We start from the raw sequence: 23,448 nt of genomic DNA, 5'->3' as shown, positions 1-23,448 counted from the left end.
TTCGCCCCAAATACTCCGGGGTCCGGGGCAGCGCCCCGGTCCGACCTCAATCGCCCAAAAAGACGGGTTTTTCCTTGGCGACAAAGGCGCGGTAGGCGCGTTCGAAATCGCCGGTCTGCATGCAGATCGCCTGGGCCTGCGCCTCGGCCTCGATCGCCTGTTCGATGGACATCGACCATTCCTGCGCCAGCATGGTCTTGGTGATCATATGGCCGAAATTCGGGCCAGCCGCGATCTGCGAGGCCAGTTTGCGGGCCTCGTCCTCCAGCGCGTCCGCCGCCACCAGCCGGTTGTGAAAGCCCCAGGCGGCGCCCTCGTCGGCGCTCATCGCGCGGCCGGTATAGAGCAGTTCCGCCGCGCGGCCCTGGCCGATGATGCGGGGCAGGATGGCGCAGGCACCCATGTCGCAGCCGGCCAGCCCTACGCGGGTGAACAGGAACGCCACCTTGGCCTCGGGTGTGGCGATGCGCAGGTCGGAGGCCATGGCGATGATCGCCCCCGCGCCCACGCAGATGCCGTCGATGGCGGCGATCACCGGCTTGCCGCAATTGATCATCGCCTTGACCAGATCGCCGGTCATGCGGGTGAATTGCAGCAGCTCTTTCATGTTCATGCGGGTTAGCGGCCCGATGATGTCATGCACATCGCCGCCCGAGCTGAAATTGCCGCCGTTCGAGGCAAAGACCACCGCCTTGATGTCGTCATTGTAATGCAGGTCGCGGAACCAGTCGCGCAGCTCGGCATAGCTGTCGAAGGTCAGCGGGTTCTTGCGCTCGGGCCGGTCCAGCGCGATGCGCGCGATGCCGTCGTCGATGGTGCACAGGAAATGGGTGGTGTCGGCGGCGCTCATGATTTTCCCTCTGTCAGAATGCGGTCCAGCGTGGCGGTGATCGCGCGCGCCTCATCGGCGTCGAGCGACCCCAGCAGGCCGTCGACCCAAGTTTCGTGGCGCGCGGCCTGACGGGCGAATTCCTCTTCGCCCTTGCGGGTCAGGCGGACCCGGTTGGCGCGGCGGTCGCCCGGCACCGGTTCGCGCAGCACATGGCCGTCCTCGACCAGCCGTTCGATGATGCCGGTGACATTGCCGTTCGACACCTTGAGCAGGCCCGACAGCTCGCTCATCTTCAGCCCGCCCGCGTTGCGGGCCAGCGCGCTCATCACGTCAAAGCGCGGCAGGGTCGAGGCGAACTCGGTGCGCAGGTTCTCGCGCAGGCCGGATTCCACCGCGCGCGTGGTTTTGAGCAGTTTCAGCCAGAGGCGCAGCCGCGCCTTGCTGTCCGGCCCGGCATCGGGGCGGGGGTTGGGTGCGCTCATATCTCTCCTCCCGACAGGGCAAGGGCATGGCCGTTCACCGATCGGGCGGCCTGGGAACACAGCCAGAGGACCGCGCCCGCCACCTCGTCCACCTGAATGAACCGGTCCTGCGGATTGCCCTTGCGCAGCGACTTTGCCGCAGCTTCCGCGCTCAGGCCGGTCTTGTCCACGATATTGGCGATCGAGCGCTCCAGCATCGGGGTTTCGATGAAGCCGGGGCAGATAGCATTGGCCGTGATGCCTGTGCGGCCCAGTTCCACCGCCAGCGCCCGGATCAGGCCCACCACCCCGTGTTTGGCGGCGCAATAGCCCGCCACATAAGGATAGCCCTTGAGCCCGGCGGTCGAGGCGATGGCGATCAACCGACCCTCGCCCGCGTTTTCCATATCCGCAAGCCCGGCCTGAAAGCTGTTGAACACGCCCTTGAGGTTCACATCCAGCATCTGCTGAAACCCCTCGGCGGTCATTTTCTGGAACGGTGTGCTGTCGGCGGCACCCGCATTGGCGACCACCACGCCCACCGGCCCGTTCAGCTCGCGCGCTTGCCGAAATGCGGCGCGGACCGCCTGCGGATCGGTCACGTCGCAGGTCACCCAGCCGATGAACTTGTGCTGTTTGGCGACCTCGCGCAGCGGTCCCTCGCGGCGGCCCAAGACGGTGACCTTGGCGCCGGCATGGGCCAGCGCCTCGGCAATCGCGGCGCCGGTTCCGGTGCCGCCGCCTGTCACCACCGCATGGGCGCCCTCCAGCATCATGCGCGGATCTCCGTCTCGGCGTCACGGTCGGCCAGGCGCCAGGCCTGATCGCGGCCCGCCAGATAGGGCAGCGGCCAGTCGGCGTGGCGGTCACCGATGCGGGCGGCCTCGTGCAGGGTCCAGTAGGGGTCGGCCAGATGCGGACGGCCCACGCAGATCAGGTCGGCCCGGCCCGCCATCAGGATCGAGTTGGCATGGTCGGCCTCATAGATATTGCCCACCGCCATGGTGGCGATACCGGTCTCGTTGCGGATGCGATCCGAGAACGGGGTCTGGAACATGCGGCCATAGACCGGTTTTGCCTCGATCGAGGTCTGGCCTGCCGAGACGTCGATGATATCGGCGCCCGCCGCGTGGAACAGCGCCGCGATCTTGACCGCCTCCTCGGGTGTGACACCGGCCTCGTCCACCCAGTCATTGGCCGAGATCCGCACCGACATCGGCTTGTCCTCGGGCCAGGCCGCGCGCATCGCGTTGAATACTTCCAGCGGGTAGCGCATGCGGTTTTCCAGCGACCCGCCAAAATCGTCGCTGCGATTGTTCGACATCGGCGAGATGAAGGAGGAGATCAGATAGCCATGCGCCGCGTGCAGCTCGATCATGTCGAAACCCGCCCGTTCGGCCATGCGCGCCGCCTCGACGAATTGGTCCCGTACCGCGTCCATGTCCGCCCGCGTCATCTCGCGCGGGGTGGCGTTGTTGGCGGACCACGGGATGGGCGAGGCAGAGATCAGGTCCCAGTTCTCGGCTTTCAGGGGCGCGTCCATAGTCTCCCAGCCCAGTTGGGTCGAGCCCTTGCGCCCGGAATGGCCGATCTGGCAGCAGATCTTGGCGCTCGTCTCGCCATGCACGAAATCGGTCAGGCGTTTCCATGCCGCTTCATGCTCGGGCGCATAGAGGCCGGGGCAACCGGGGGTAATGCGGCCCGTGGGGCTGACACAGGTCATCTCGGTATAGACCAGTCCCGCGCCGCCCTTGGCACGTTCGCCGTAATGGATCAGGTGCCAGTCGGTCGGGCAGCCATCGACCGCCTTGTACTGCGCCATGGGCGAGACCACGATGCGGTTCTTCAGCTCCATGTCGCGCAGGCGGAAGGGGGTGAACATCGGCGGGCGCACGGGCTCGGCCGCAGCGCCCGCGCGGGTCTGGAACCATTGTTCGGCCGAGCGCAGCCAGTCGGCATCGCGCAGGCGCAGGTTCTCGTGGCTGATCCGCTGGCTGCGGGTCAGCAGCGAATAATTGAACTGCACCGGGTCCATGTCCAGATAGCGTTCGACCTGCTCGAACCATTCCAGCGAGTTGCGCGCCGCCGATTGCAGGCGCAGCACCTCGAGCCGGCGTTCCTCTTGATAGCGTTCGAAGGCGCTTTCCATCGTCGGTTCGGAATGCAGATAGGTGGCCAGCGAAATGGCGCTGTCAAAGGCCAGACGCGAGCCCGAGCCGATCGAGAAATGCGCGGTGGCCGCCGCGTCCCCCATCAACACCACATTTTCGTGGTGCCATTTCTCGCAGAGAACGCGGGGGAAGTTGATCCAGACCGCCGAGCCGCGCAGGTGGCTGGCATTGGACATGAGCTTGTGGCCGCCCAGATGCGCGGCAAAGATACGCTCGCAGGTGGCGACGCTTTCTTCCTTGGACATATGCTCGAATCCCCAGGCGTCCCAGGTCTCCTGGCTGCATTCCACGATCACCGTCGCGGTGTCCTCGTCGAACTGATAGGCATGCACCCACATCCAGCCATGTTCGGTCTTCTCAAAGATGAAGGTGAATGCGTCGTCGAATTTCTGATGGGTACCAAGCCAGATGAACTTGCACTGGCGGGTGTCGATATCGGGTTTGAAATGCTCCGCCAGATCGCTGCGCACGCGCGAGTTCAATCCGTCACAGGCGACAACCAGATCGTATTCCACCTGATATTCGGCGATGGGCCGCGCCTCGGTCTGGAATTGCAGATCGACGCCTAGTTCTCGCGCCCGGTCCTGAAGCAGGAGCAGCATCGCCTTGCGCCCGATCCCGGCAAAACCGTGCCCGCCCGAAACGGTGCGCACCCCGTCATGCACCACCGCGATATCGTCCCAATAGGCAAAGTTCGAGCGGATCGTCTCGGCGCTCTTGGGGTCGTTGGCGGCCAGGTTTTCCAGCGCGTCATCGCTCAGCACCACACCCCAGCCGAATGTATCGTTACCCTTGTTGCGCTCGATCACGCTGACCTCGTGCGAAGGGTCGCGCAGCTTCATCGAAATGGCGAAATACAGCCCCGCCGGACCGCCACCCAGACATGCGATACGCATTGCATCCTCCCTCGCAAGATACGCTGATCAAGGAAGAGGATACGGGGATTCGGGTATATTTCAAGCCTAAACCTTTAAGCTTGAAATATATCGAGGCGGCGATTACCCTGCCGACAAGACAGGAGGATCTGCGATGATCGACTGGGACGATGCATTCGACAATTCCAGCTATGTGCCGGGGTCGGACGGGCTGGCCGCCACCTGGGGTGCGGCGGCGGCGGCTTGGCGTGAGAGCCGGGGCGGGACGCTTGACATCTCTTATGGTCCGGGCGCGCGCAACCGGCTGGACCTGTTCCGCCCCGAGGGCGTGGCGAAGGGCCTCGTGGTGTTCGTGCATGGCGGCTATTGGCAGAAGCTCGACAAGAGCGTCTGGTCGCATTTCGCCGCCGGACCGCTCAGCCGGGGCTGGGCGCTGGCGGTGCCGTCCTACACGCTGGCGCCTGAGGCACGATTGGGCCAGATGGCCGAGGAGATCCGCGCAGCGATCAAGGAGGCGGCGCGCCATGTGGCGGGGCCGGTGCGGCTGGCGGGTCATTCCGCCGGTGGCCATTTGGTGGCCCGCATGGCCTGCGCCGACGGGCCGCTGCCCGACCGGCTGGACCGGGTGATCAGCATCAGCGGTATCCACGATCTGCGCCCGCTGCTGGGCAACCGGATGAACGAGGTGCTGCACCTGGACGCGGCAGAGGCCGAGGCCGAAAGCCCGGCCTTGCTGTCCCGGCGCGCGGGCCTGTCGGTCACCTGCTGGGTCGGTGCCAACGAGCGGCCCGAACTGGTGCGCCAGACGCGCCTTCTCTCTGAGGCCTGGGACGTGCCGAACGTGTTCGATCCGGGCCATGACCATTTCTCTGTTGTTGCCGAACTGGGCCGGCCCGGTTCGGCCCTGCTGACCGAGCTTCTCAAGGATTGATCCAATGTCCCAGGCCTATGACCCCAGCCAGGAAGGCGCCAAGATGTCCTATGCCAAGGACATGAGCTATGGCGATTATCTGCATATGGATGCGCTGCTGGCGACCCATCATCCGCAATCGGATGCCCATGACGAGATGCTGTTCATCATCCAGCACCAGACCAGCGAATTGTGGATGCGGCTGGTGCTGCACGAACTCAGGGCGGCGCGTAATCTGCTGCTGGCGGGTGGCGATTTCCGGCCTGCGTTCAAGATGCTGACGCGGGTGGCGCGCATCTTCGACCAGCTCAATTCCGCCTGGGACGTGCTGCGCACGATGACGCCCAGCGACTATACGACATTTCGCAACGCGCTTGGCAATTCCTCGGGTTTCCAGTCGCATCAGTACCGGCTGATCGAATTCATGCTGGGCAATCGCAACACCGCGATGATGAAGGTGCATGAGCACCGACCCGAGTTGCACGCGATGCTGGCAGCGGAACTGGAGCAACCCTCGCTCTATCATGTGGCGCTGCGGGCGCTGGCGGCGAAGACGGGCGCCAGTTTCGCGCCCGAGGTCTACCGGATGGACAACCCGCACAACGCCGATGCGGTGGTGCAGGCGGCCTGGCGGCAGGTCTACGAGGATCCGGCGAAATACTGGGACCTCTACGAGTTGGGCGAGAAGCTGGTCGATCTCGAGGACTATTTCCGCCGTTGGCGGTTCAACCATGTCACCACGGTGGAACGGGTGATCGGGTTCAAGCGGGGAACCGGCGGCACCAGCGGTGTGCAATACCTGCGCCGCATGCTCGAGGTGGAACTGTTCCCCGAGCTTTGGCACCTGCGCGGCGATCTTTGATCGGTTCCGCGCGAACGGCCTGAGCCCGGACACATCCCCGCCGGGATCCGCATCCGCCTTGCCGTGCGGCGCTTTTTAACGGGGCAAGGCAGGGAGAAAAGTACCGGCCGGTTCCGGACATGGGCCAAATATGCTTATGAAATAAACGATATTCATGTATGGTCGCGGCCGTCTTGGCCCGATGCATGTTGCCTGCGACAGGGGCAGCTATGCCTATTTTGGTTCGACTATTTTGCGACGTCCGGCTGGGAGTGTGAATGGCTGGCGCGCTGAACACTCATTTAAAGGAGGCTGTCATGCCCGAATTTTTCAACTCCGACATCGAAGAAACCCCCGAAGCCCGGCTGGAAGACACTTCCGTGATGAGCTCGATCAGCTCTGGCGACGAAGGAGACGAGGGCAACGAGGACAACGAAGGCAACGAAAACGACGAGGGCAACGAGGGCAATGAAATCTCGGCCTCGACCTATGACGACGATCACAACGAAGGCAACGAGGGAAACGAGGGCAACGAGGGTGTCGCCGGCCAGGAAGATGACGAGGGCGACGAGGGCGATGAGGGCAACGAGGGCAACGAGGGCAACGAGGGGAACGAAGGCGACGAAGACAACGAGGACGACGAGGGGGATGAGAACGACGAAAACGACGAGAACGACGAGCATAACGAAGCCGATGAAGGCAACGAACATGACGAGGGGGACGAGAATTTCTCGATCATCTCCAACAACACCGACGGATCTATCGACCTCTCCGAAGCTGACGAGGGCAATGAATATGATGAGGGAGATGAGGACAGCACATACTGGGACTTCAACTTTGATGACGAGTACGACCAGGGCATAGATGCAAATATGCATGAGGCCGATGAAGGCGACGAGGGTGACGAGGGCGACGAGAACGACGAAGGCAACGAGAACAACGAAGGTGACGAAGGCAACGAAGGCGACGAGGGCAACGAGGGCGACGAAGGAATAATCAATATTGGCCTGGAAGGGGACGAAGGCAACGAAGGCAACGAAGGCGACGAGAACGACGAAGGTGACGAAGGCAACGAGAACAACGAAGGCGACGAAGGCGACGAGAATAACGAAGCCGACGAGGGCGACGAGTTCGACGAAGGCAACGAAAATGGCGAGTTCTTCGACAGAGGCCAGGAAGCTGACGAAGGCGACGAAGGCGATGAAGGCGACGAGGACGACACGTATAGTGGCCTCCTTGAGGAAGCTGACGAAGGCAACGAAGGCGACGAGGGCGATGAGGATGACGAAGGCGACGAGGATGACGAGGGCGATGAAGGCGACGAGGGCGACGAGAGTCAGAACAGCGACGAGGGCGATGAAGGCGACGAAGGCGACGAGCTGAACGACGGCGACGAAGGCAACGAGGGCGACGAAGGCAACGAGGGTACCGAAGGTAACGAAGGCAACGAGGGCGACGAGGACAACGAAGGCAATGAGGGCAACGAGGGCAACGAAGGCAACGAAGCAAACGAGGGCAACGAGGCCAACGAAGCCGACGAAGACAACGAGGGCAACGAAGAAGACGAAGGCAACGAGGACAACGAAGGCAACGAGGGCAATGAGGACAACGAAGGCAACGAGGCCGACGAGGGCAATGAAGGCAACGAAGGCAACGAAGGCAACGAGGGCGACGAAGGCAACGAGGGCGGCCTGAACGACGAAGGCGACGAAGGCGACGAAAACAACGAAGGCGGCGAAAACGACGAAGGCAACGAAGGCAACGAGCACAACGAAGGCAACGAGGATAACGAAGGCAACGAAGAAGACGAAGGCAACGAGGACGACGAAGGCGACGAGGATAACGAAGACGACGAAGGCGACGAGGATGACGAGGGCGACGAAGGCGACGAGGGCGACGAACCCCTCGAGCCCGACCACCCCTCGCGGCACGACGAGGGCGACGAAGGCGACGAAGACGACGAAGGCGATGAGGATGCCGATGCTCTGCTCGATGATGAGGGGGACGAAGGCGATGAGGGGGACGAGGATGACGACGGCAACGAAGGCGACGAAGACGACAACCTCGCCGATTCCGGCAACGAAGACGACGAAGGCGACGAGCTGAACGAGCCCGACAACGGCGACGAAGGCGACGAGCATGACGAAGGCAACGAACATGACGAAGGCGACGAAGACGACGAGGGAGACGAAGGCGACGAAGGGGACGAGGGGGATGAAGACGACGAAGGCGACGAGAGCGTCTGACCCCAACTGATGCGACTGCGGGGCGGGCGCGATCGTTCTGATCCGGGCCCGCTCACCTGAGCTTCGGATCAGAACGCTGCGGGGGTGCCGGTGGCATGTGATCCGGTCGCGGGGTGACTCTCTGGACCGCTCAAATCAGGTGTAAACCGGATGATCGCAGTGCGCCCCCGCGTGTATCGGCGTTGTCGAAATGTCTGTGGTGTCCCTGCGATTGCACAGCGACAAAACAGCTGGGCCCCGCACGTCACCCGTTTGCAGATCTTTGGTTCTGTCCAAAACCGACCTTGTGAGTGTGCAGAAACTGTCGTTGGGGGGCATGGACCTGCCCGACCTGCTGTTCTACGCTCGCGCCAAATCACCCAGTGGAACCCTGGTTTCCAGGAGCGAGGTAAACATGAACTATCACAGCCCCGCCAGTTTTGCCGAGGCTTCGGCGCTGGCTGCAAATGCGGACGGTGTCACGCGGTTTCTTGCAGGTGGAACCGATGTGCTTGTGCAATTGCGCGCCGAAATCGTCACCCCCGACACGCTGATTGACGTCAAAAAGATCAATGGTGTCAGCGACATCACCCGTAACGAGGATGGCAGCTGGACGCTGGGTGTGGCTGTTCCCGGCGCCGAGCTGGGCGAGCATGCGGGGCTGGTCGCCGACTGGCCCGGTGTGGTCGAGGCGATGAACCTGGTGGGCTCCACCCAGGTGCAGGGCCGTGCGACGCTGACCGGCAACCTCTGCAACGGCTCACCGGCCGCCGATTCCGTGCCCGCCATGGTCGCGGCCTCCATGACCGCGACCGTGACCGGCCCCGATGGCGAACGCGTCGTGGCGGTCGAGGATATTCCGACCGGCCCCGGCCGTATCTCGCTGGCCAAGGGCGAACTGGTTTCGGCGCTGCACATTCCGGCACGCGGCGCGAATGCGGGCGATGCCTATCTGCGCTTCATTCCGCGCAGTGAGATGGATATCGCCGTGGTGGGCTGTGCCGTGAACCTGCGCCTGGACGGTGACACCATCACCGAAGCGCGCGTGTCGCTTGGCGCCGTGGCGCCGACCGTCCTGCTGGTCCAGGACGCCGCTGCCGCGATCATCGGCTCCACGCTGGATGACGCCGCGCTCGACCGTCTGGCCGCCGCTGCCTCGGCCGCCTGCAAGCCGATCGACGACAAGCGTGGCACCATCGCGTTCCGTACCGAAGTTGCTGGCGTGCTGGCCAAACGCGCCGCGCGCATCGCCTATGCCCGGGCCAAGGGTGAAATCATCAAGGGGCACCACGGATGAGCAAGATCCACGTATCCACTACCGTCAACGGCGATGCGGTCGAATATCTCTGCGACCCGCGCGAAACCCTGCTGGACTGCCTGCGCGACAAGCTGAGCCTGACCGGCGCCAAGGAAGGCTGCGGCACCGGCGATTGCGGCGCCTGTTCGGTGACGCTTGACGGGCGGCTCGTCTGCTCCTGCCTGGTGCTGGGGGTCGAGGCCGATGGCAAGGAAATCGGCACGGTCGAAGGCATCGCCGAGGGCGATGAGCTGCACCCGCTGCAACAGAAGTTCATCGACTATGCCGCGCTGCAATGCGGCATCTGCACCCCCGGCATCCTGGTCGCGGCCAAGGCGCTGCTGGAGCAGAACCCCGACCCGACCGAGGAAGAGGTTCGGTTCTGGCTGGCCGGCAACCTGTGCCGTTGCACCGGCTATGACAAGATCATCCGCGCCGTGATGGACACGGCCCGCGACATGAGGGAGGCGGTATAATGGCGCTCGACGATCGTAAATCCGACGGTTTCACCTTTGTCGGCACCCGCCCGAACCGGCCCGACGGGCTGGACAAGGTCACTGGCCGCGCCCGGTTCGGCGCCGATGCGTCGGCCCCCGGCATGCTGCATGGCGCCATCCTGCGCAGCCCGCACGCCCATGCCCGCATCCTGCGCATCGACACGTCCAAGGCCGAGGCGCTGAAGGATGTGAAGGCCGTGGTCACCCGTGCCGATTTCTCGGACAAGGTGGAATTTGCGCCGGGGCTGGAGGGTGATTTCTGGAACATCCTCGAAAACGTCATGGCAGGCGACAAGGCGCTCTATGACGGGCATGCTGTGGCCGCGGTTGCGGCGACTTCGGCGCTGGCTGCCCGCGATGCGCTCAAGCTGATCGAAGTGGAATACGAGGTCCTGCCGCATGTGACCGATGTGGACAAGGCGATGCTGATGGACGCCCCGGTGATCCGTCAGGGGGCTGCGGATTACTCGGTGCCCGAGGGGATGCATCCCAACGTGGTGCGCAAACATGAAAGCGGCCATGGCGATGTCGAGGCGGGCTTTGCCGAAGCCGACCTGGTGATCGAGGATCACTTCACCACCGAGGCCACCCACCAGGGCTATATCGAGCCGCATGCCTGCCTGGCCACGCTGGGCGCCGATGGCAAGGGCGAGCTGTGGTGCTGCACCCAGGGTCACTGGATCGTGCAGAAAACCTGTGCCGCGCTTCTGGGGATCGAAACCGCCAACCTGCGGGTGACCGCCTCGGAAATCGGTGGCGGCTTTGGCGGCAAGACCACCGTGTTCATCGAGCCGGTGGCGCTGGCGCTGTCGCGCAAGGCCAACAAGCCGGTGAAACTGGTGATGAGCCGGTCCGAGGTGTTCCGCGCCTCCGGGCCGACCGCCTCGGCCTCGATGGATATCAAGATCGGCATGAAGAAGGACGGCACGCTGACCGCCGCCCAGGGTACGTTCCGCCTGCAAGGCGGTGCCTTCCCCGGCGGTCCGGCGGATTTCACCGCCATGTGCGCCTTTGCCCCCTATAACCTGCCGCATGTGCGCCAGGTGGGCTATGATGTGATGACCAACCGACCCAAACAGGCCGCCTATCGCGCGCCCGGCTCGCCCATGGCGGCATTTGCGGTGGAATCGGTGATCGACGAGCTGTGCAATCAACTGGGACTTGACCCGATCGAGGTGCGTCTCAAGAATGCCTCGCGCGAGGGGACCAAGGCGAGCTATGGGCCCAGGTTCCAGCGGATCGGCCTGGTCGAAACGCTGGAGGCGGCCAAGGCCCATCCCCATTACACCGCACCGCTGAAACCGGGGCAGGGGCGGGGGATTTCCTGCGGGTTCTGGTTCAACCATGGTGGCGAGACCTCGGTCTCGCTGGCGCTGAGCGAGGATGGCTCGGCGCAGGTCATGGTGGGCACGCCCGATATCGGCGGTAGCCGCGCCTCGATGGCGCTGATGGCGGCCGAGGTGCTGGGCATCCCCTACGAGAACATCCGGGTGACCATCGCAGACACCGCCACGCTGGGCTATAACGACGTGAGCCATGGCAGCCGGGTGACCTATGCCAGCGGGCTGGCCACCATCAAGGCGGCGCGCCACGCGGTCGAGAAACTGTGTGAGCGGGCGGCGAAGAAATGGGGCATCCCGGTGGATGCGGTGAAATGGGAAAACGGCTGCGCGGTGCCCTCGGGGCCGAATGCGGGCGAATTCGACCCGCTGCCGCTGGCCGATATCACCGCCGACATGGGCCGCACCGGGGGGCCGATCTCGGGCCATTTCGAGGCGACACCCGAAGGCGCGGGCGTCAGCTTTGCCACCCATATCGTGGATGCCGAGGTGGACCCCGAGACCGGCAAGACCAAGGTCGTGCGCTATACGGTGGTGCAGGATGCCGGCAAGGCGATCCATCCCACCTATGTCGAAGGGCAGTTCCAGGGGGGCGCCGCGCAGGGCATCGGCTGGGCGCTGAACGAGGAATATATCTATGGCGCCGACGGGCGGCTGCAGAACAGCGTCTTCCTGGATTATCGCATCCCGGTGGCCAGCGACCTGCCGATGATCGACACGGTGATCGTCGAGGTGCCCAATCCCGGCCATCCGTTCGGGGTGCGCGGGGTGGGCGAAACCTCGATCTGCCCGCCGCTGGCGGCCATCGCCAACGCGGTCTCGGCCGCTGCTGGCGCGCGGATGCGGCAATTGCCGATGTCGCCGCCGCGTATCCTGGCGGCGCTCAAGGCGGATGGTTGAGGTCCATCTCTGGTCCGGCCTGCGGTCGCTGGCCGGGGGCTGCGAGGTGGTCTCGGTCGAGGCCCGCGATACCGGCGAGATGCTGCGCGCCCTGGTGCGCGCACATCCCGAATTGCAGGCGCCCATCGACGCGGGTGTCTCGGTTGCCATCGACGGGCGGGTGATCGCCTCGGGCCTGACCGAACCGATCCCCGAGGGGGCCGAGGTCTATCTGATGCAGCGCCTGCGCGGCGGGTAGGCTCCCGCCCCCCTCGGCGCCCCTTTCGGGGCGCCTGCGGGCGTTGGGCCGGGCGCCGCTGCGCGGCGGGTCTTTTGCGAGGCGCTGCCTCGCGCTCCGGAGTATTTGCGGCAGAATGAAGGAGTGGACGCCTGCTCTTTCTTCTTGCTGAAAATATCCCGGGGGAGTCACCGAAGATGAAGGGGCAGCGCCCCCAGCTACGGGTCAACCGCGCGGGTCGTCGAGATCTTGAGTGAACCGGCGCGGCATCAGGCCGGATTGGAACCATGTGACCATCGAGTAGATGGAATAGACCGGCAAACCCGTGCGCCTGCGCAGATCGGCGGCATAGGGCACCATATTGGTGCATTCAAGAACGATGGCGCCCGCGTCGGGTTGTTGCTCCAGGATCTCGTCGGCCGCATCCAGCATGTCCTGTCGGCAGGCGGCGAAGTCGATTTGGGGCGCGTCACCCAGGATATCGCGGGAAAAGGCGCGCCCTCCATCCGTGCCGAAGACCGGTGTATCCGCAGGCACGCCGGCGGCGGCCAGATGGGCGGGGCTCAGGGTCGCTTTGGAGATGGTCAGGATCACCGCTTTTTTGCCCGGGGGCAGAAGGGCCTGTACCATCGGCACCTGCATCAGCGAGGAGGTCGCCACCGGTACGCCGAGGGCCGCGCGCAACTCGTCCTGAACCAGCGCGAGAAAGCCGCAATTGGTGGTGATCCCGTCCGCGCCAGTGGCCACCAGATCGAGACCCGCCTCGACAAAGGCGTCGAGCAGCACGCGAGGATCGCCGCGCACCACCCGATCGGGTGAAGCGCCGCGCACCACCCTGTAATGCACCGGAAAGGGCCAGGTCAGCGCATTGCCCATATCGCCGGGAATGCGGGGAAAGCGGGTTTCCAGCATCAGGATGCCGACCGTGGCACCATAGACCGTCTTGCCGCCAGGGATCAGGGACATGTTCGCCTCAGAGTTCGGGGACATAAAGCTGGGCATAGGCATCGCGCACCGCCTGTGTCGCCCCTTCGCGGCGGCGCTCGATATGGGCGCGCATCTCGGCCATGGCGCCGTCTGCGTCGTGGCGGGCCACCGCGTCGAGGATGCGTTGATGCGCCGAAACCATGGTCTGGCCCTGCGGCCCCAGCGCCTGCAGGCGGCGCAGGTCGATCAGGCGCAGATAGCGGATGCGGTCATTGAGATTGCCGAGCATCCGCGCCAGTTCGCCATTGCCCGACAGCGCGCAGAGCCGTGTGTGAAACCATTCATCCATGCTGAGCAGCGTTTCGGTATCGGCGCGCGCGGTATAGTCGGGCGCGATATCCTCGAGGTCCTGCATCAGGATGGCGATCTCGCGCTCGTCGCCGCGCAGGGCGGCAAGGCGCGCCGCCTCGACCTCGACCGCTACCCGCGCCTCGTAGAGATCCATCACCAGTTCCGGCGAGAGCGAGCGGCAGAAGAAGCCGCGCCCCGAGCGGAAGGTCAGGAAACCCTCGGCCACCAGCCGGTTCAGCGCCTCGCGGATCGGGGTGCGCGAGGCGTCGAGCTGGGTTGCAAGCGCGCTTTCGTTGATTCGGGCGTCGGGCTTGAAGGAGAAATCCGTCGCCATACGCCGGAGCGCATCATAAAGCCGGTCAACATTGCTTTCCGATTTGGTCATTAGGTGCCTCGATGTCGGGGGCAGGATATCGCGGGGTTGACTTGTGCGCAAGATGTGATGCAGAGCTGTATACAATTCTGAACGCAAATGTTGTGAGGGCGAGTCGCATGGACAACCGGATGAATGGCGCCGAGGCGATGGTGCGCATGCTCGAGGCGCAGGGGGTGCGGCATATCTTTGGCCTGTGTGGCGACACCACCTTGCCGTTTTATGACGCGATGCTGCGGCTCGATCACCAGATCACCCATGTGCTGACCCGTGACGAGCGCTGTGCCACCTATATGGCCGATGGCTATTCCCGCGTTACGGGGCGCGTCGGTGTGGCCGAGGGGCCGTCGGGCGGTGGCGCCACCTATATCCTGCCGGGGTTGATCGAGGCCTCGGAAAGCTCTTATGCGGTGTTGGGGATCACCACAGATATCTCGGTCGCCTCTTACGGAAAATACCCGCTGACCGAGGTGGATCAAAAGGCGCTGATGGCGCCCCTGACCAAGTGGAACACGGTGATCAGCCGCGCCGATCACATCCCGCGCATGGTGCGGGCGGCGTTCCGGGCGATGACCACGGGGCGCTCGGGGGCGGCGCATATCGGCCTGCCCTATGACGTACAATATGATCCGGTCGACGCCGCTGATATCTGGGCTGATCCCATGACCGCCAGCTATCCCGCTTATCCGCAGGCGCCCGCGCCCGGAGCGGCGCAGGCGGCGGTGGAGGCAATCCTGTCGGCAAAGAACCCGCTGATCGTCTGTGGTGGCGGCGTAGTGATCGCCCAGGCCTGGGAGGAGCTGGACCGGCTTGCTACCCGGCTTGACATTCCGGTGGCCACCTCGATCTCGGGGCAGGGGTCTCTGGCCGAGACCCATCCCAACTGTCTGGGCGTGGTCGGCTCGAACGGGGGCACCGACGAGACATGGGAGATGATGGAGGCTGCCGATCTGGTGGTGTTCATGGGCTGCCGGGCGGGGTCGACTACCACGGCACGGTGGGAGGCGCCGAAACCCGGAACCCGGATCGTGCATTTCGACAATGACCCGATGGTGATGAATGCCAATTACCGGACCGAGGTCGCGGTGGTGGGCGATCTGCGGCTGGCGCTGGCCGAGGTGAACGCGGTGCTGGACGCCCGCGCGCAGGGGGCCGATACCTTTGGCGGCGCGGCGGCGATCGCCGAGAAGAAGCGGCGGAAGTTCGACGCGTTCGAGGTGCTGGCCCGCTCGGATCAGGCGCCGATCCGGCCCGAGCGGGTGATCCGCGCGCTGATGAACACGCTGCCCGAGGATGCGACCGTGGTGTCCGATCCCGGCACCAGCTGCCCCTATTTCTCGGCCTATTACCAATTGCCGCGTCCGGGGCGGCATTTCATCACCAACCGCGCTCATGGGGCGCTGGGATACTCGCTGTCGGCCGCTTTGGGCGCCTGGTACGGGCGGCCCGCGTCCAAGACCGTGGCGCTGATGGGTGACGGGTCGTTCGGGTTCACCGTGGGAGAGCTGGAGACCGTCTGCCGGTCGCGGGCGCCGATCACCTATGTGGTGTTTTCCAACGCGACATTCGGCTGGATCAAGGCCAGCCAGTTCGCCGACAAGGACGCGCGCTATTACAACGTGGATTTCAACCGCACCGACAATGCGGCCATCGCGGCGGCCTATGGGGTGAAATCCTGGCGGGTCGAGGACCCAGCCGATCTGGAGCGGGTGCTGGCCGAGGCGATTTCCCATGACGGGCCGACGCTGGTTGACGTGATCACCCAGCCGCTGGAGGAAAGCAATGCCCCCGTCCGCCGCTGGATGGGGTAAGGCGGACGAGGGCAGGGCAGGCGGTTCGGGAGGGCCGCCTGGAGCGGGCCGCGCGCTTGGGCGGTCACGCGGTCCGCTCTGGTCTGGTGCGTGTGTGGGTCTCTACTCGATCTGGCGGGCGCTGCCCGAAACGCGGACGCCTTGGCCGGGGGTATCGCCGATCTCGACCCTTAGCAGCGAGCGGGCGCCCATATCCTCGCCCTGCACGATGTCGATCGTGCCGCCATGCGGCCAGCCGAGATCGCGCAGATACCCCGCCAGCGCGGCGGCGGCGGCACCGGTTGCCGGATCCTCCAGCACACCGCCGATGGCAAAGGCGTTACGGCTGTGAAACCGCTGCGGGGTCTCGACCCAGAGCAGATTGATGGTGGTGAAGCCGTTCAGCCGCATATAGGCGGCGCCCCGGTTCAAATCGTACTCCATCGTTGCCAGCCGGGTGCGGTCGCGCAGGGCCAACACAAGGTGATCGTTGCCCGCATTGGCCACGGCGGCGGGCAGGGTCGGGTCCAGGTCGCTTTCGTCGAGACCAAACAGCGCCAAGGCGGCCTCCAGCACCTCGAGGTCCACCGCGCCGCTGCGGGTGGGGGGCGAGATCAGTGCCGCCTGCACACGGTCGCCATGACGCTGCCCCTCGACCGAGATGCCAGCATCGTTGAGTTGCAGGGCATAGGTGCCGTCGCCGAAACGATCCGCGAGCGTCGCCCCCAATGCGATGGTGGCATGGCCGCAGAAAGCGACCTCGCCCACCGGTGCGAAGTAGCGCACCCGCCAGCCTGCGCCCTCTGGCGCTGCAAAGGCGGTCTCGGAATAGCCGACCTCGGCCGCGATGCGCTGCATCTCTTCCTCGGCGGGCATCTGGTCGGCGATCACCACGCCGGCCGGGTTTCCGCCCAGGGCGCCGTCGGAAAAGGCCGCGATCCGGTCCACATGTGCTGTCATGTCAAATCCTCCTGTGGGAGTGGATCCCGCCAGAGCGGGACCCTGTTCCTTAGTTAATGCGTGCCAGAAAGTCTTTCATCTCGGCGGCGATTTCGGTCCCGTATTCCTCGAGCGCGAAATGCCCGGTATCGAGGATATGGAACTCCAGATCGGTCAGGTCGTTCTTGTAGGGATGCGCGCCCGCTTCGGGAAAGATCACGTCGTTCTTGCCCCACATCAGCAGCGCGGGCGGCTGATGTTCGCGAAACAGCGCCTGCCATTTCGGGTATTCGGCGAGGTTGGTGCCGTAATCGAGGAACATCTCCAACTGCACCTCCTGATTGCCCGGACGGTCGAGCAGGTATTGCACGTGCCAGAAATTGTCCGGGCTGATCGCGTCGGGGTTCTGGGTGCCATGGGTGAACTGCCATTTGGTGGCATCCAGCGTCAGAAAAGCGCGCAGCGCATCGCCATTGGCGACCGAGGGGTCGGCCCAATAGGCCTTCATCGGGTCCCAGAATTCGCGCAGGCCCTCTTCATACGCATTGCCGTTCTGGATGATGAAACCAGTGACCCGCTCGGGATCTTCGGCGAACATGCGATAGCCCACGGGTGCGCCGTAATCCATCAGATAGACGGCATAGTCGTCGACGCCCTTGGCATCCAGGAGCTGGGTCATCAGTTGCGCGGTTCCGGCAAAGCTGTAGTCATATTCCGCCGCATCCGGCATGTCCGAGGCGCCGAAACCGGGATAGTCGGGCGCGATCACGTGATAATCGGCGGCCAGTGCGGGGATAAGGTTGCGGAACATATGCGACGAGGTCGGAAACCCGTGCAAAAGCAATACGGTCGGATTGGCCGGGTCGCCCGCCTCGCGATAGGCGATCTTCAGCCCCTCCAGCGTCTCGGTGCGGAACTGGGTCTGAACGGGCTCGGCGGCAAGCAGGCTTGACGGCAGGATGTAGAATCCCAGCGTCATGACCCCGGCGGAAAACAGCGATCCGGCGGTGATGGTGGCGGCGGTATTGAGCAATGTGCGAAGCATGTCGAAAGCTCCCTCTGATAATGAGTTGGGGTTTGGTCTTGGGACTTGAAGAGGTGGGGCCGGTCTGTCCGGCCTAATTCTGCTCGGACAACTGTTGTTTCAGCCGTTCGTTTTCCGCCCTGAGCTGCGCCAGCTCGGCGCCAAGCGCGTTCAGATGCGGGGCCAGTTCGGCCTCGGTGTACCGGGGGGTGATGTGCTGGGGACAGTTCCAGTCCAGCCCCTCGACCGAGATGATGGCGGCGCGTTCGGCCGGGTGAGTCTGCCCCTCGGGCAACAGGCTGGCGGCGGCCTCGGGCCCTTCGATGAATTTCATCCGGCCGAGGATTTTCAGCCGCCGCTGGTTGGCGTAATCCATCAGGATCAGCGCCACCCGGCTGTTGCCGTCCAGATTGCCGCGCGAGATATACTGCCGGTTGCCCGACAGGTCGGCATAGCCGATCGTCCGCGGCCCCAGCACCCGCAGGAACCCGGCAGGCCCGCCGCGATACTGCACATAGGGCCAGCCGATTTCCGAAACGGTGGCCTGATAGAACCCGTCCCGCGCCTCGATGAATGCCTGTTCGGCAGGCCCGATCTCATGCCCCTGCTGCGGGCCGCCCTCGATGAACTTGGCATAGCTGCGGGCGGAGCCGAGCCGTTCCTGATGGGCACGAACGGCAGGGGTGAAGGTCAGCTGGGAAAAGGCGCGGGGCATCGTTCTATCTCCGTTCAGAGGCCAAGTTCGGTCAGGCCGGGATGGCCCTCGGGGCGCGGCCCGAGGGGCCAGTGAAACAGGCGCTCGTCCTCTGTAATCGGCAGGTCGTTCAGCGAGGTGTGGCGGGCCGACATGCGGCCATCCTCGTCGAACTCCCAGTTCTCGTTCCCGTAGGAGCGGAACCAGTTGCCGCTGTCGTCGTGCCATTCATAGGCATAGCGCACCGCGATGCGGTTGTCGGACCAGGCCCACAGCTCCTTGATCAGGCGATAGTCCAACTCCTTGTCCCATTTGCGGGTCAGAAAGGCGTGGATGTCGTCTTGACCGGTGACGAATTCGGCCCGGTTACGCCAGCGGCTGTCGTCGGAATAGGCGGGCGTCACCACGTCGGCGCTGCGGCTGTTCCAGCCGTTTTCGGCCAGACGCACCTTTTCGGCGGCGGTTTCGGCGGTGAAGGGGGGCAGTGGGGGGCGTGTCATTGGGGGTATCCCGTGTCAGGCGATGGAAGCGGCCAGAATTGCCAGCGTCAGAAGCAGGGGAACATGTCTTGTCGGGAAAAGGGCATAGCGGCGTCGCATGGCGTTAATCCTTAGGTGTACCGATCTGTTAACTTGGCCTCAAGGTGTACTGATCGGTAAACTTTTGCAAGTCCTTTTGTGCAGATTTTTTCGTGGGAGGAGGCGTGGCGGAAAAACTTCATTTCGCGACAATTGGTTACCGGTGGTGATTTGCACTCTGTTGCCCGCGTGTTTATGTACCGATCAGTAACCCAAGGACGAATCATGCGGCCTAATAAGAAAGACGAACTGGTGCGAAAAGCTCTGACGGTGTTCTACCGGGACGGGTTTCATGCCACTGGTATGGACAAACTGGTGGCCGAGACCGGGGTGTCGAAGACCTCGATCTATAAACACTTCCGCACCAAGGAAGAGCTGATCGTCGCGGTGCTGAAACTGCGCGACGAGAATTTCCGTGCCTGGTTCGAGACACGGGTAAACGAACTGGCCGATACGCCCGCCGACAAGTTCCTGGCCGCTTTTGATGCTCTGGGAGAGTGGTTCGAGGAAGACAGCTATCGCGGCTGCATGTTCATCAATGCGGGCGCCGAGTATCAGTGCAAGGACGACCCGATCCGGATGGAGGCCGCGCATCACAAGCAGGTGCTGCTGGATTACTTCACCGATCTGGCCCGGCAGGCCGGGGCCCGCGACCCCGAGGCGCTGGGATGCCAGATCCTGCTTCTGAAAGAGGGCGCAATCGTCATGTCCTCGCTGATGGGTACCACCAAACCGGCCTGTGATGCCAAGGACACGGCGCGCATCCTGCTGGACCACGCGTTGCAGGGGTAGGGCGCTGGCAAGCCGCGCCCCACGGTGTCAGGCCAGGGCGCGACCCTCGGCCACATGTTTCCTGAGGATCTCGGGCGGGGCGAACCGGTCTCCGTATTTGCCGGCCAGTTCCTCGCACCGGGCCAGGAACCGGGCCGGGCCATAGGTGTTGACGTATTGGAGATAGCCGCCGGTATGAACCGGCGCGCCGATCCCGAGGATCGAACCGACATTGCCATCCTCGACCGTGCGCAGCACGCCCTCTTCCAGACAGCGCAGGCTTTCCAGCACGGCGCGGAACAGGATGCGGTCCTTGATGTCCGCGTCGGGGATATCGGCCCCTTCCTTGCGCCAGGCGGCCAGTCCCGGCCAGATCGTCTTGCCCTGAGCGTCATAGTCATAGAACCCCTTGCCAGTGGCACGACCATGGCGGCCGTGCTGGCTGATCATTTCGGCCAGCATGGCGCGGGCGGCGGGGTTTTGTTCCTTGTCGGGGTCGAGAAGGCCCATTTCCACCTGAGTGTTGTAGATATCGGTCACCAGCTTGATCTGCACCTCGTCGAGCAGCGACAGCATGCCGGTGGGCATGCCGGTGAGGCGCGACAGGTTGTCGACGCGTACCGGATCGTGCCCCTCGGCCACCAGCTCCACTGCCTCGATGATCTTGGTGCCGATGGTGCGCGAGGTATAGAACCCGGTGCTGTCACCGACGATGATCGGGGTCTTGCGGATCTGGCGGGCAAAGTCGAAGGCCCGCGCCAGCGTCTCGTCCGAAGTCTTCTCTCCGGCGATGATCTCCAACAGGGGCATCTTGTCGACGGGTGAAAAGAAATGCAGCCCGACGAAGTTCTCGGGCCGCGCGGCGCCGGTGGCCAAGCGGGTGATCGGCAGGGTCGAGGTGTTCGAGCCCCAGATGCCATTTTCAGCAAGCAGCGCCTCATGCTCTGCCAGAACCGCATCCTTGATGTCGATCTTTTCGAACACCGCCTCGATGATCAGGTCGCAACCTTTCAGGTCGTCGGCCTTGTCGGTCGGGGTGATCAGCGCCAGCACCGCCTCGCGCTCGCCGGGACTCATCCGGTCCTGTTTCACCCGCTTGTCCAACAGACCGGCCGTATAGGCCTTGCCGCGCTCGGCGGCCTCCATCGTCTGGTCCTTGAGCACCACGGGCAACCCCGCCGTGGCGGCGGAAAAGGCGATGCCCTGCCCCATCATGCCGGCGCCGAGGATGCCGAGGCGCTGCACCTTGGAGGGCGGCACGCCCTTGGGCCGGCTGGCGCCGCCATTGACCTTGTTCATGCCGAAAAACAGCGTCTCGATCATGTTCTTGGTGCTGGCCAGTGGCGTCAGCGACACGAAACGGCGGCTTTCATAGCGGGTTGCGGTGTCGAAATCGACCTTGCCCGCTGCCTCGGTCATGATGTCGAGAATGCGCGCGGGCGCAGGCATCAGCCCGCGTGTCTTCTTGTAGAGCATCGCGGCAGCGCCCGCGATGCGGGTCATGTTATGCGGCGCGGTCGATGGCCCGCCGGGGATCTTGTAGCCCTTGGTGTCCCAGGGCTGGGTCACCGCCGCCGCATCGCCCTGCACCGACAGGATGTATTCCTTGGCGCGGGTCAGGAGTTGGTCGGCGGGCACCACCTGATGGATCAGCCCGGTCTTGAGCGCCTTGTCGGGCGAGACCTGCCGCCCTTCGAGCAGGAAGGGCATCGCGCCTTCCAGCCCCAGCATCCAGGTCAGGCGCACGACGCCACCGCCGCCGGGCAACAGGCCCAGTGTGACCTCGGGCAGGCCGATCTTGGTTTTCGGGTTGTCGGCGGCGATGCGGTGGTTGCAGGCCAGACAGATCTCGAACCCGCCCCCAAGTGCGGCGCCATTGATCGCGGCGACATGGGGTACGGGCTGTTTCTCCATCCGGCGCATCACGGCCTTGGTCGCCTCGACGGATCGGAACAGCGCCTCGACCCCGTCGGGCTCGATGCTTTTCAGCATCTTCAGGTCGCCACCGGCAAAGAACGTGTCCTTGGCCGAGGTCCAGATCACGCCTTTCAGCTCGGGCTCCGCCTCGATCCGGTCCATGGTCGCGGCAAAGAGCGGCCAGAACTCGGCATTCATCGCGTTGACCGGCCCGTCCATGTCCATGGTCACGGTAACGATGCCATCGGCATCCTTTGCATAATGAAAATCACCCATTCTGCCGCTCCCTTACAGACGTTCGATCAGGGTCGAGATGCCCATGCCGCCACCGACACAAAGCGAGATCATCGCCCGTTTCGCGCCCCGGCGCTCCAGCTCGTCCAGCACGGTCGACACCAGCATGCCCCCGGTGGCACCCAGCGGGTGGCCCATGGCGATGGCGCCGCCGTTCACATTGGTGATCTCGTGGTCGATATCCAGATCCTTCATGTAGCGCAGCGCGACCGAGGCAAAGGCCTCGTTGATTTCCCAGATGTCGATGTCCGAGACCTTCAGCCCCGCCTTGTCGAGGCATTTTTTGGCCGCCGGGCCGGGGCCCGCCAGCATGATCACCGGATCGGTGGCGATGACGGTGGCCGAGACGATGCGCGCGCGCGGTTCCAGCCCCAGATCGCGGCCCGCCTTCTCCGAGCCGATCAGCACGGCGGACGACCCGTCGACAATGCCCGAGCTGTTGCCGGGCGTATGCACATGGTTGATGCGCGCCACCTGGGGATACTTGGCCAGCGCCATGTCATCATAGCCAAAGGCACCCATGCCCGCGAACGAGGGGTTGAGCGCGCCCAGCTTCTGCATGTCGGTGTCGGGTTTGATGAAATCGTCCCGCTCGAGGATGGTGATACCGTTTTCATCGCGCACCGGCACCACAGAGCGGTCGAACCAGCCGCTGTCGCGGGCATGCGCGGCGCGGCGTTGGCTTTCCATCGCGAATGCGTCCACATCCTCGCGGCTGTAGCCGTCGATGGTGGCGATCAGGTCGGCGCCGATGCCCTGCGGGGCCGAGTTCTGGTCGATCACGAAATCGGGGTCGGTGAACATCGCGCCACCCTGGCTGAGCATGGGGATGCGGCTCATCGATTCGATGCCGCCCGCGACCACCAGTTCCTCTTGATCCGATCCAACCTTGGCGGCGGCCATGTTCACCGCCTCAAGCCCCGAGGCGCAGAACCGATCCAACTGCACGCCCGGCACGGCCTCGTCCCAATGGGCCGCCTGCACGGCGGCCTTGGCGACGCAGGCGCCCTGATCGCCCACCGGCGCGGTGCAGCCCAGGATCACGTCGCCCACACGCGCGGTGTCCATGTCGTGGCGCGCCTGCATCTCGCGCAAGAGACCGGCGGCCAGCTGGATCGGCTTCACTTCGTAAAGCGCGCCGCTGGCCTTGCCGCGCGAGCGGGGCGTGCGCAGGGCGTCATAGATATAGGCGGGTGTTGCCATGACCGTTCCTCCTGAAGGTTT

Annotated in this window: 21 protein-coding genes; 9 read left to right on the top strand and 12 right to left on the bottom strand. The window is 64.4% G+C overall.

What is annotated here, in order from left to right:
• Positions 1-46: 46 nt before the first annotated feature.
• From AC2FNA_RS12230 to AC2FNA_RS12215, 4 genes are read right to left on the bottom strand one after another with little or no spacing between them, the layout of a single operon-like run.
• Positions 47-850 carry an enoyl-CoA hydratase family protein gene (locus tag AC2FNA_RS12230; RefSeq protein WP_496826889.1) on the bottom strand — a complete coding sequence of 268 codons (804 nt, stop codon included), beginning with the start codon at positions 848-850 and terminating at the stop codon, positions 47-49.
• Positions 847-1,314: a MarR family winged helix-turn-helix transcriptional regulator gene (locus AC2FNA_RS12225; protein ID WP_011242182.1), complete on the bottom strand. Its 468-nt coding sequence runs from the start codon at positions 1,312-1,314 to the stop codon at positions 847-849. The genes AC2FNA_RS12230 and AC2FNA_RS12225 overlap by 4 nt, the downstream gene beginning before the upstream one ends.
• Complete coding sequence (locus tag AC2FNA_RS12220; protein ID WP_496826887.1) at positions 1,311-2,069, bottom strand: SDR family NAD(P)-dependent oxidoreductase; 759 nt, start codon at positions 2,067-2,069, stop codon at positions 1,311-1,313. Before AC2FNA_RS12220 ends, AC2FNA_RS12225 begins: the two co-directional genes overlap by 4 nt.
• Positions 2,066-4,360 carry a bifunctional salicylyl-CoA 5-hydroxylase/oxidoreductase gene (locus AC2FNA_RS12215; protein WP_496826885.1) on the bottom strand — a complete coding sequence of 765 codons (2,295 nt, stop codon included), beginning with the start codon at positions 4,358-4,360 and terminating at the stop codon, positions 2,066-2,068. Before AC2FNA_RS12215 ends, AC2FNA_RS12220 begins: the two co-directional genes overlap by 4 nt.
• Before the next feature lie 133 nt (positions 4,361-4,493).
• On the opposite strand from AC2FNA_RS12215, the gene AC2FNA_RS12210 reads away from it, so the two are divergent.
• The 7 genes from AC2FNA_RS12210 (at position 4,494) to AC2FNA_RS12180 (ending at position 12,587) form a co-directional block, all read left to right on the top strand.
• A complete protein-coding gene (locus AC2FNA_RS12210) occupies positions 4,494-5,270 on the top strand; it encodes a hormone-sensitive lipase (RefSeq protein ID WP_496826883.1) in 777 nt (258 codons plus the stop codon).
• A gap of 4 nt (positions 5,271-5,274) precedes the next feature.
• Complete coding sequence (locus AC2FNA_RS12205) at positions 5,275-6,111, top strand: tryptophan 2,3-dioxygenase (RefSeq protein WP_496826881.1); 837 nt, start codon at positions 5,275-5,277, stop codon at positions 6,109-6,111.
• Positions 6,112-6,407: 296 nt separating this feature from the next.
• Positions 6,408-8,336, top strand: a complete 1,929-nt coding sequence (locus AC2FNA_RS12200) for a hypothetical protein (protein ID WP_496826879.1) — start codon at positions 6,408-6,410, stop codon at positions 8,334-8,336.
• Between the two features lie 394 nt (positions 8,337-8,730).
• Positions 8,731-9,612 carry an FAD binding domain-containing protein gene (locus tag AC2FNA_RS12195; RefSeq protein WP_496826877.1) on the top strand — a complete coding sequence of 294 codons (882 nt, stop codon included), beginning with the start codon at positions 8,731-8,733 and terminating at the stop codon, positions 9,610-9,612.
• Positions 9,609-10,088 carry a (2Fe-2S)-binding protein gene (locus AC2FNA_RS12190; RefSeq protein ID WP_496826875.1) on the top strand — a complete coding sequence of 160 codons (480 nt, stop codon included), beginning with the start codon at positions 9,609-9,611 and terminating at the stop codon, positions 10,086-10,088. Before AC2FNA_RS12195 ends, AC2FNA_RS12190 begins: the two co-directional genes overlap by 4 nt.
• Complete coding sequence (locus tag AC2FNA_RS12185) at positions 10,088-12,349, top strand: xanthine dehydrogenase family protein molybdopterin-binding subunit (protein WP_496826873.1); 2,262 nt, start codon at positions 10,088-10,090, stop codon at positions 12,347-12,349. The genes AC2FNA_RS12190 and AC2FNA_RS12185 overlap by 1 nt, the downstream gene beginning before the upstream one ends.
• Positions 12,342-12,587 (top strand): MoaD/ThiS family protein, encoded by a 246-nt coding sequence (locus AC2FNA_RS12180; protein WP_011242192.1) that lies wholly within the window; start codon positions 12,342-12,344, stop codon positions 12,585-12,587. Before AC2FNA_RS12185 ends, AC2FNA_RS12180 begins: the two co-directional genes overlap by 8 nt.
• Before the next feature lie 204 nt (positions 12,588-12,791).
• Here the strand turns inward: AC2FNA_RS12180 and AC2FNA_RS12175 are convergent, their stop codons facing one another.
• Both AC2FNA_RS12175 and AC2FNA_RS12170 read right to left on the bottom strand, forming a co-directional pair.
• Complete coding sequence (locus AC2FNA_RS12175; protein WP_496826871.1) at positions 12,792-13,532, bottom strand: aspartate/glutamate racemase family protein; 741 nt, start codon at positions 13,530-13,532, stop codon at positions 12,792-12,794.
• 7 nt (positions 13,533-13,539) lie between these two features.
• Entirely contained in the window at positions 13,540-14,229 is a 690-nt protein-coding gene (locus tag AC2FNA_RS12170; protein ID WP_496826869.1) for a GntR family transcriptional regulator, read from the bottom strand.
• A gap of 107 nt (positions 14,230-14,336) precedes the next feature.
• Here AC2FNA_RS12170 and AC2FNA_RS12165 point away from each other — a divergent pair, with 107 nt between their 5' ends.
• Positions 14,337-16,028, top strand: a complete 1,692-nt coding sequence (locus AC2FNA_RS12165; protein WP_496826867.1) for a thiamine pyrophosphate-binding protein — start codon at positions 14,337-14,339, stop codon at positions 16,026-16,028.
• Positions 16,029-16,130: 102 nt separating this feature from the next.
• On the opposite strand, the gene AC2FNA_RS12160 is transcribed toward AC2FNA_RS12165, so the two are convergent.
• The 4 genes from AC2FNA_RS12160 to AC2FNA_RS12145 form a co-directional block, all read right to left on the bottom strand.
• A complete protein-coding gene (locus tag AC2FNA_RS12160) occupies positions 16,131-16,967 on the bottom strand; it encodes a PhzF family phenazine biosynthesis protein (protein ID WP_496826865.1) in 837 nt (278 codons plus the stop codon).
• A 49-nt stretch (positions 16,968-17,016) separates the two neighbouring features.
• Complete coding sequence (locus tag AC2FNA_RS12155; RefSeq protein ID WP_496826863.1) at positions 17,017-17,991, bottom strand: alpha/beta fold hydrolase; 975 nt, start codon at positions 17,989-17,991, stop codon at positions 17,017-17,019.
• Between the two features lie 73 nt (positions 17,992-18,064).
• Positions 18,065-18,685 (bottom strand): pyridoxamine 5'-phosphate oxidase family protein, encoded by a 621-nt coding sequence (locus AC2FNA_RS12150; protein ID WP_496826861.1) that lies wholly within the window; start codon positions 18,683-18,685, stop codon positions 18,065-18,067.
• A 14-nt stretch (positions 18,686-18,699) separates the two neighbouring features.
• A complete protein-coding gene (locus tag AC2FNA_RS12145) occupies positions 18,700-19,164 on the bottom strand; it encodes a nuclear transport factor 2 family protein (protein WP_496826859.1) in 465 nt (154 codons plus the stop codon).
• A gap of 303 nt (positions 19,165-19,467) precedes the next feature.
• Here AC2FNA_RS12145 and AC2FNA_RS12140 point away from each other — a divergent pair, with 303 nt between their 5' ends.
• The gene (locus AC2FNA_RS12140) at positions 19,468-20,034 is read left to right on the top strand and encodes a TetR/AcrR family transcriptional regulator (protein WP_496826857.1); all 567 of its coding nucleotides are present in this window, start codon (positions 19,468-19,470) and stop codon (positions 20,032-20,034) included.
• A gap of 27 nt (positions 20,035-20,061) precedes the next feature.
• On the opposite strand, the gene AC2FNA_RS12135 is transcribed toward AC2FNA_RS12140, so the two are convergent.
• On the bottom strand, positions 20,062-22,206 hold the full coding sequence (locus tag AC2FNA_RS12135; RefSeq protein ID WP_496826855.1) for a 3-hydroxyacyl-CoA dehydrogenase NAD-binding domain-containing protein: 2,145 nt from the start codon (positions 22,204-22,206) through the stop codon (positions 20,062-20,064).
• A 12-nt stretch (positions 22,207-22,218) separates the two neighbouring features.
• Positions 22,219-23,427 carry an acetyl-CoA C-acetyltransferase gene (locus AC2FNA_RS12130; protein WP_496826853.1) on the bottom strand — a complete coding sequence of 403 codons (1,209 nt, stop codon included), beginning with the start codon at positions 23,425-23,427 and terminating at the stop codon, positions 22,219-22,221.
• Positions 23,428-23,448 lie beyond the last annotated feature (21 nt).

The sequence above is a fragment of the Ruegeria sp. YKSD163 genome (assembly GCF_059612905.1).
This window is presented reverse-complemented; position numbering and strand designations above follow the sequence as displayed.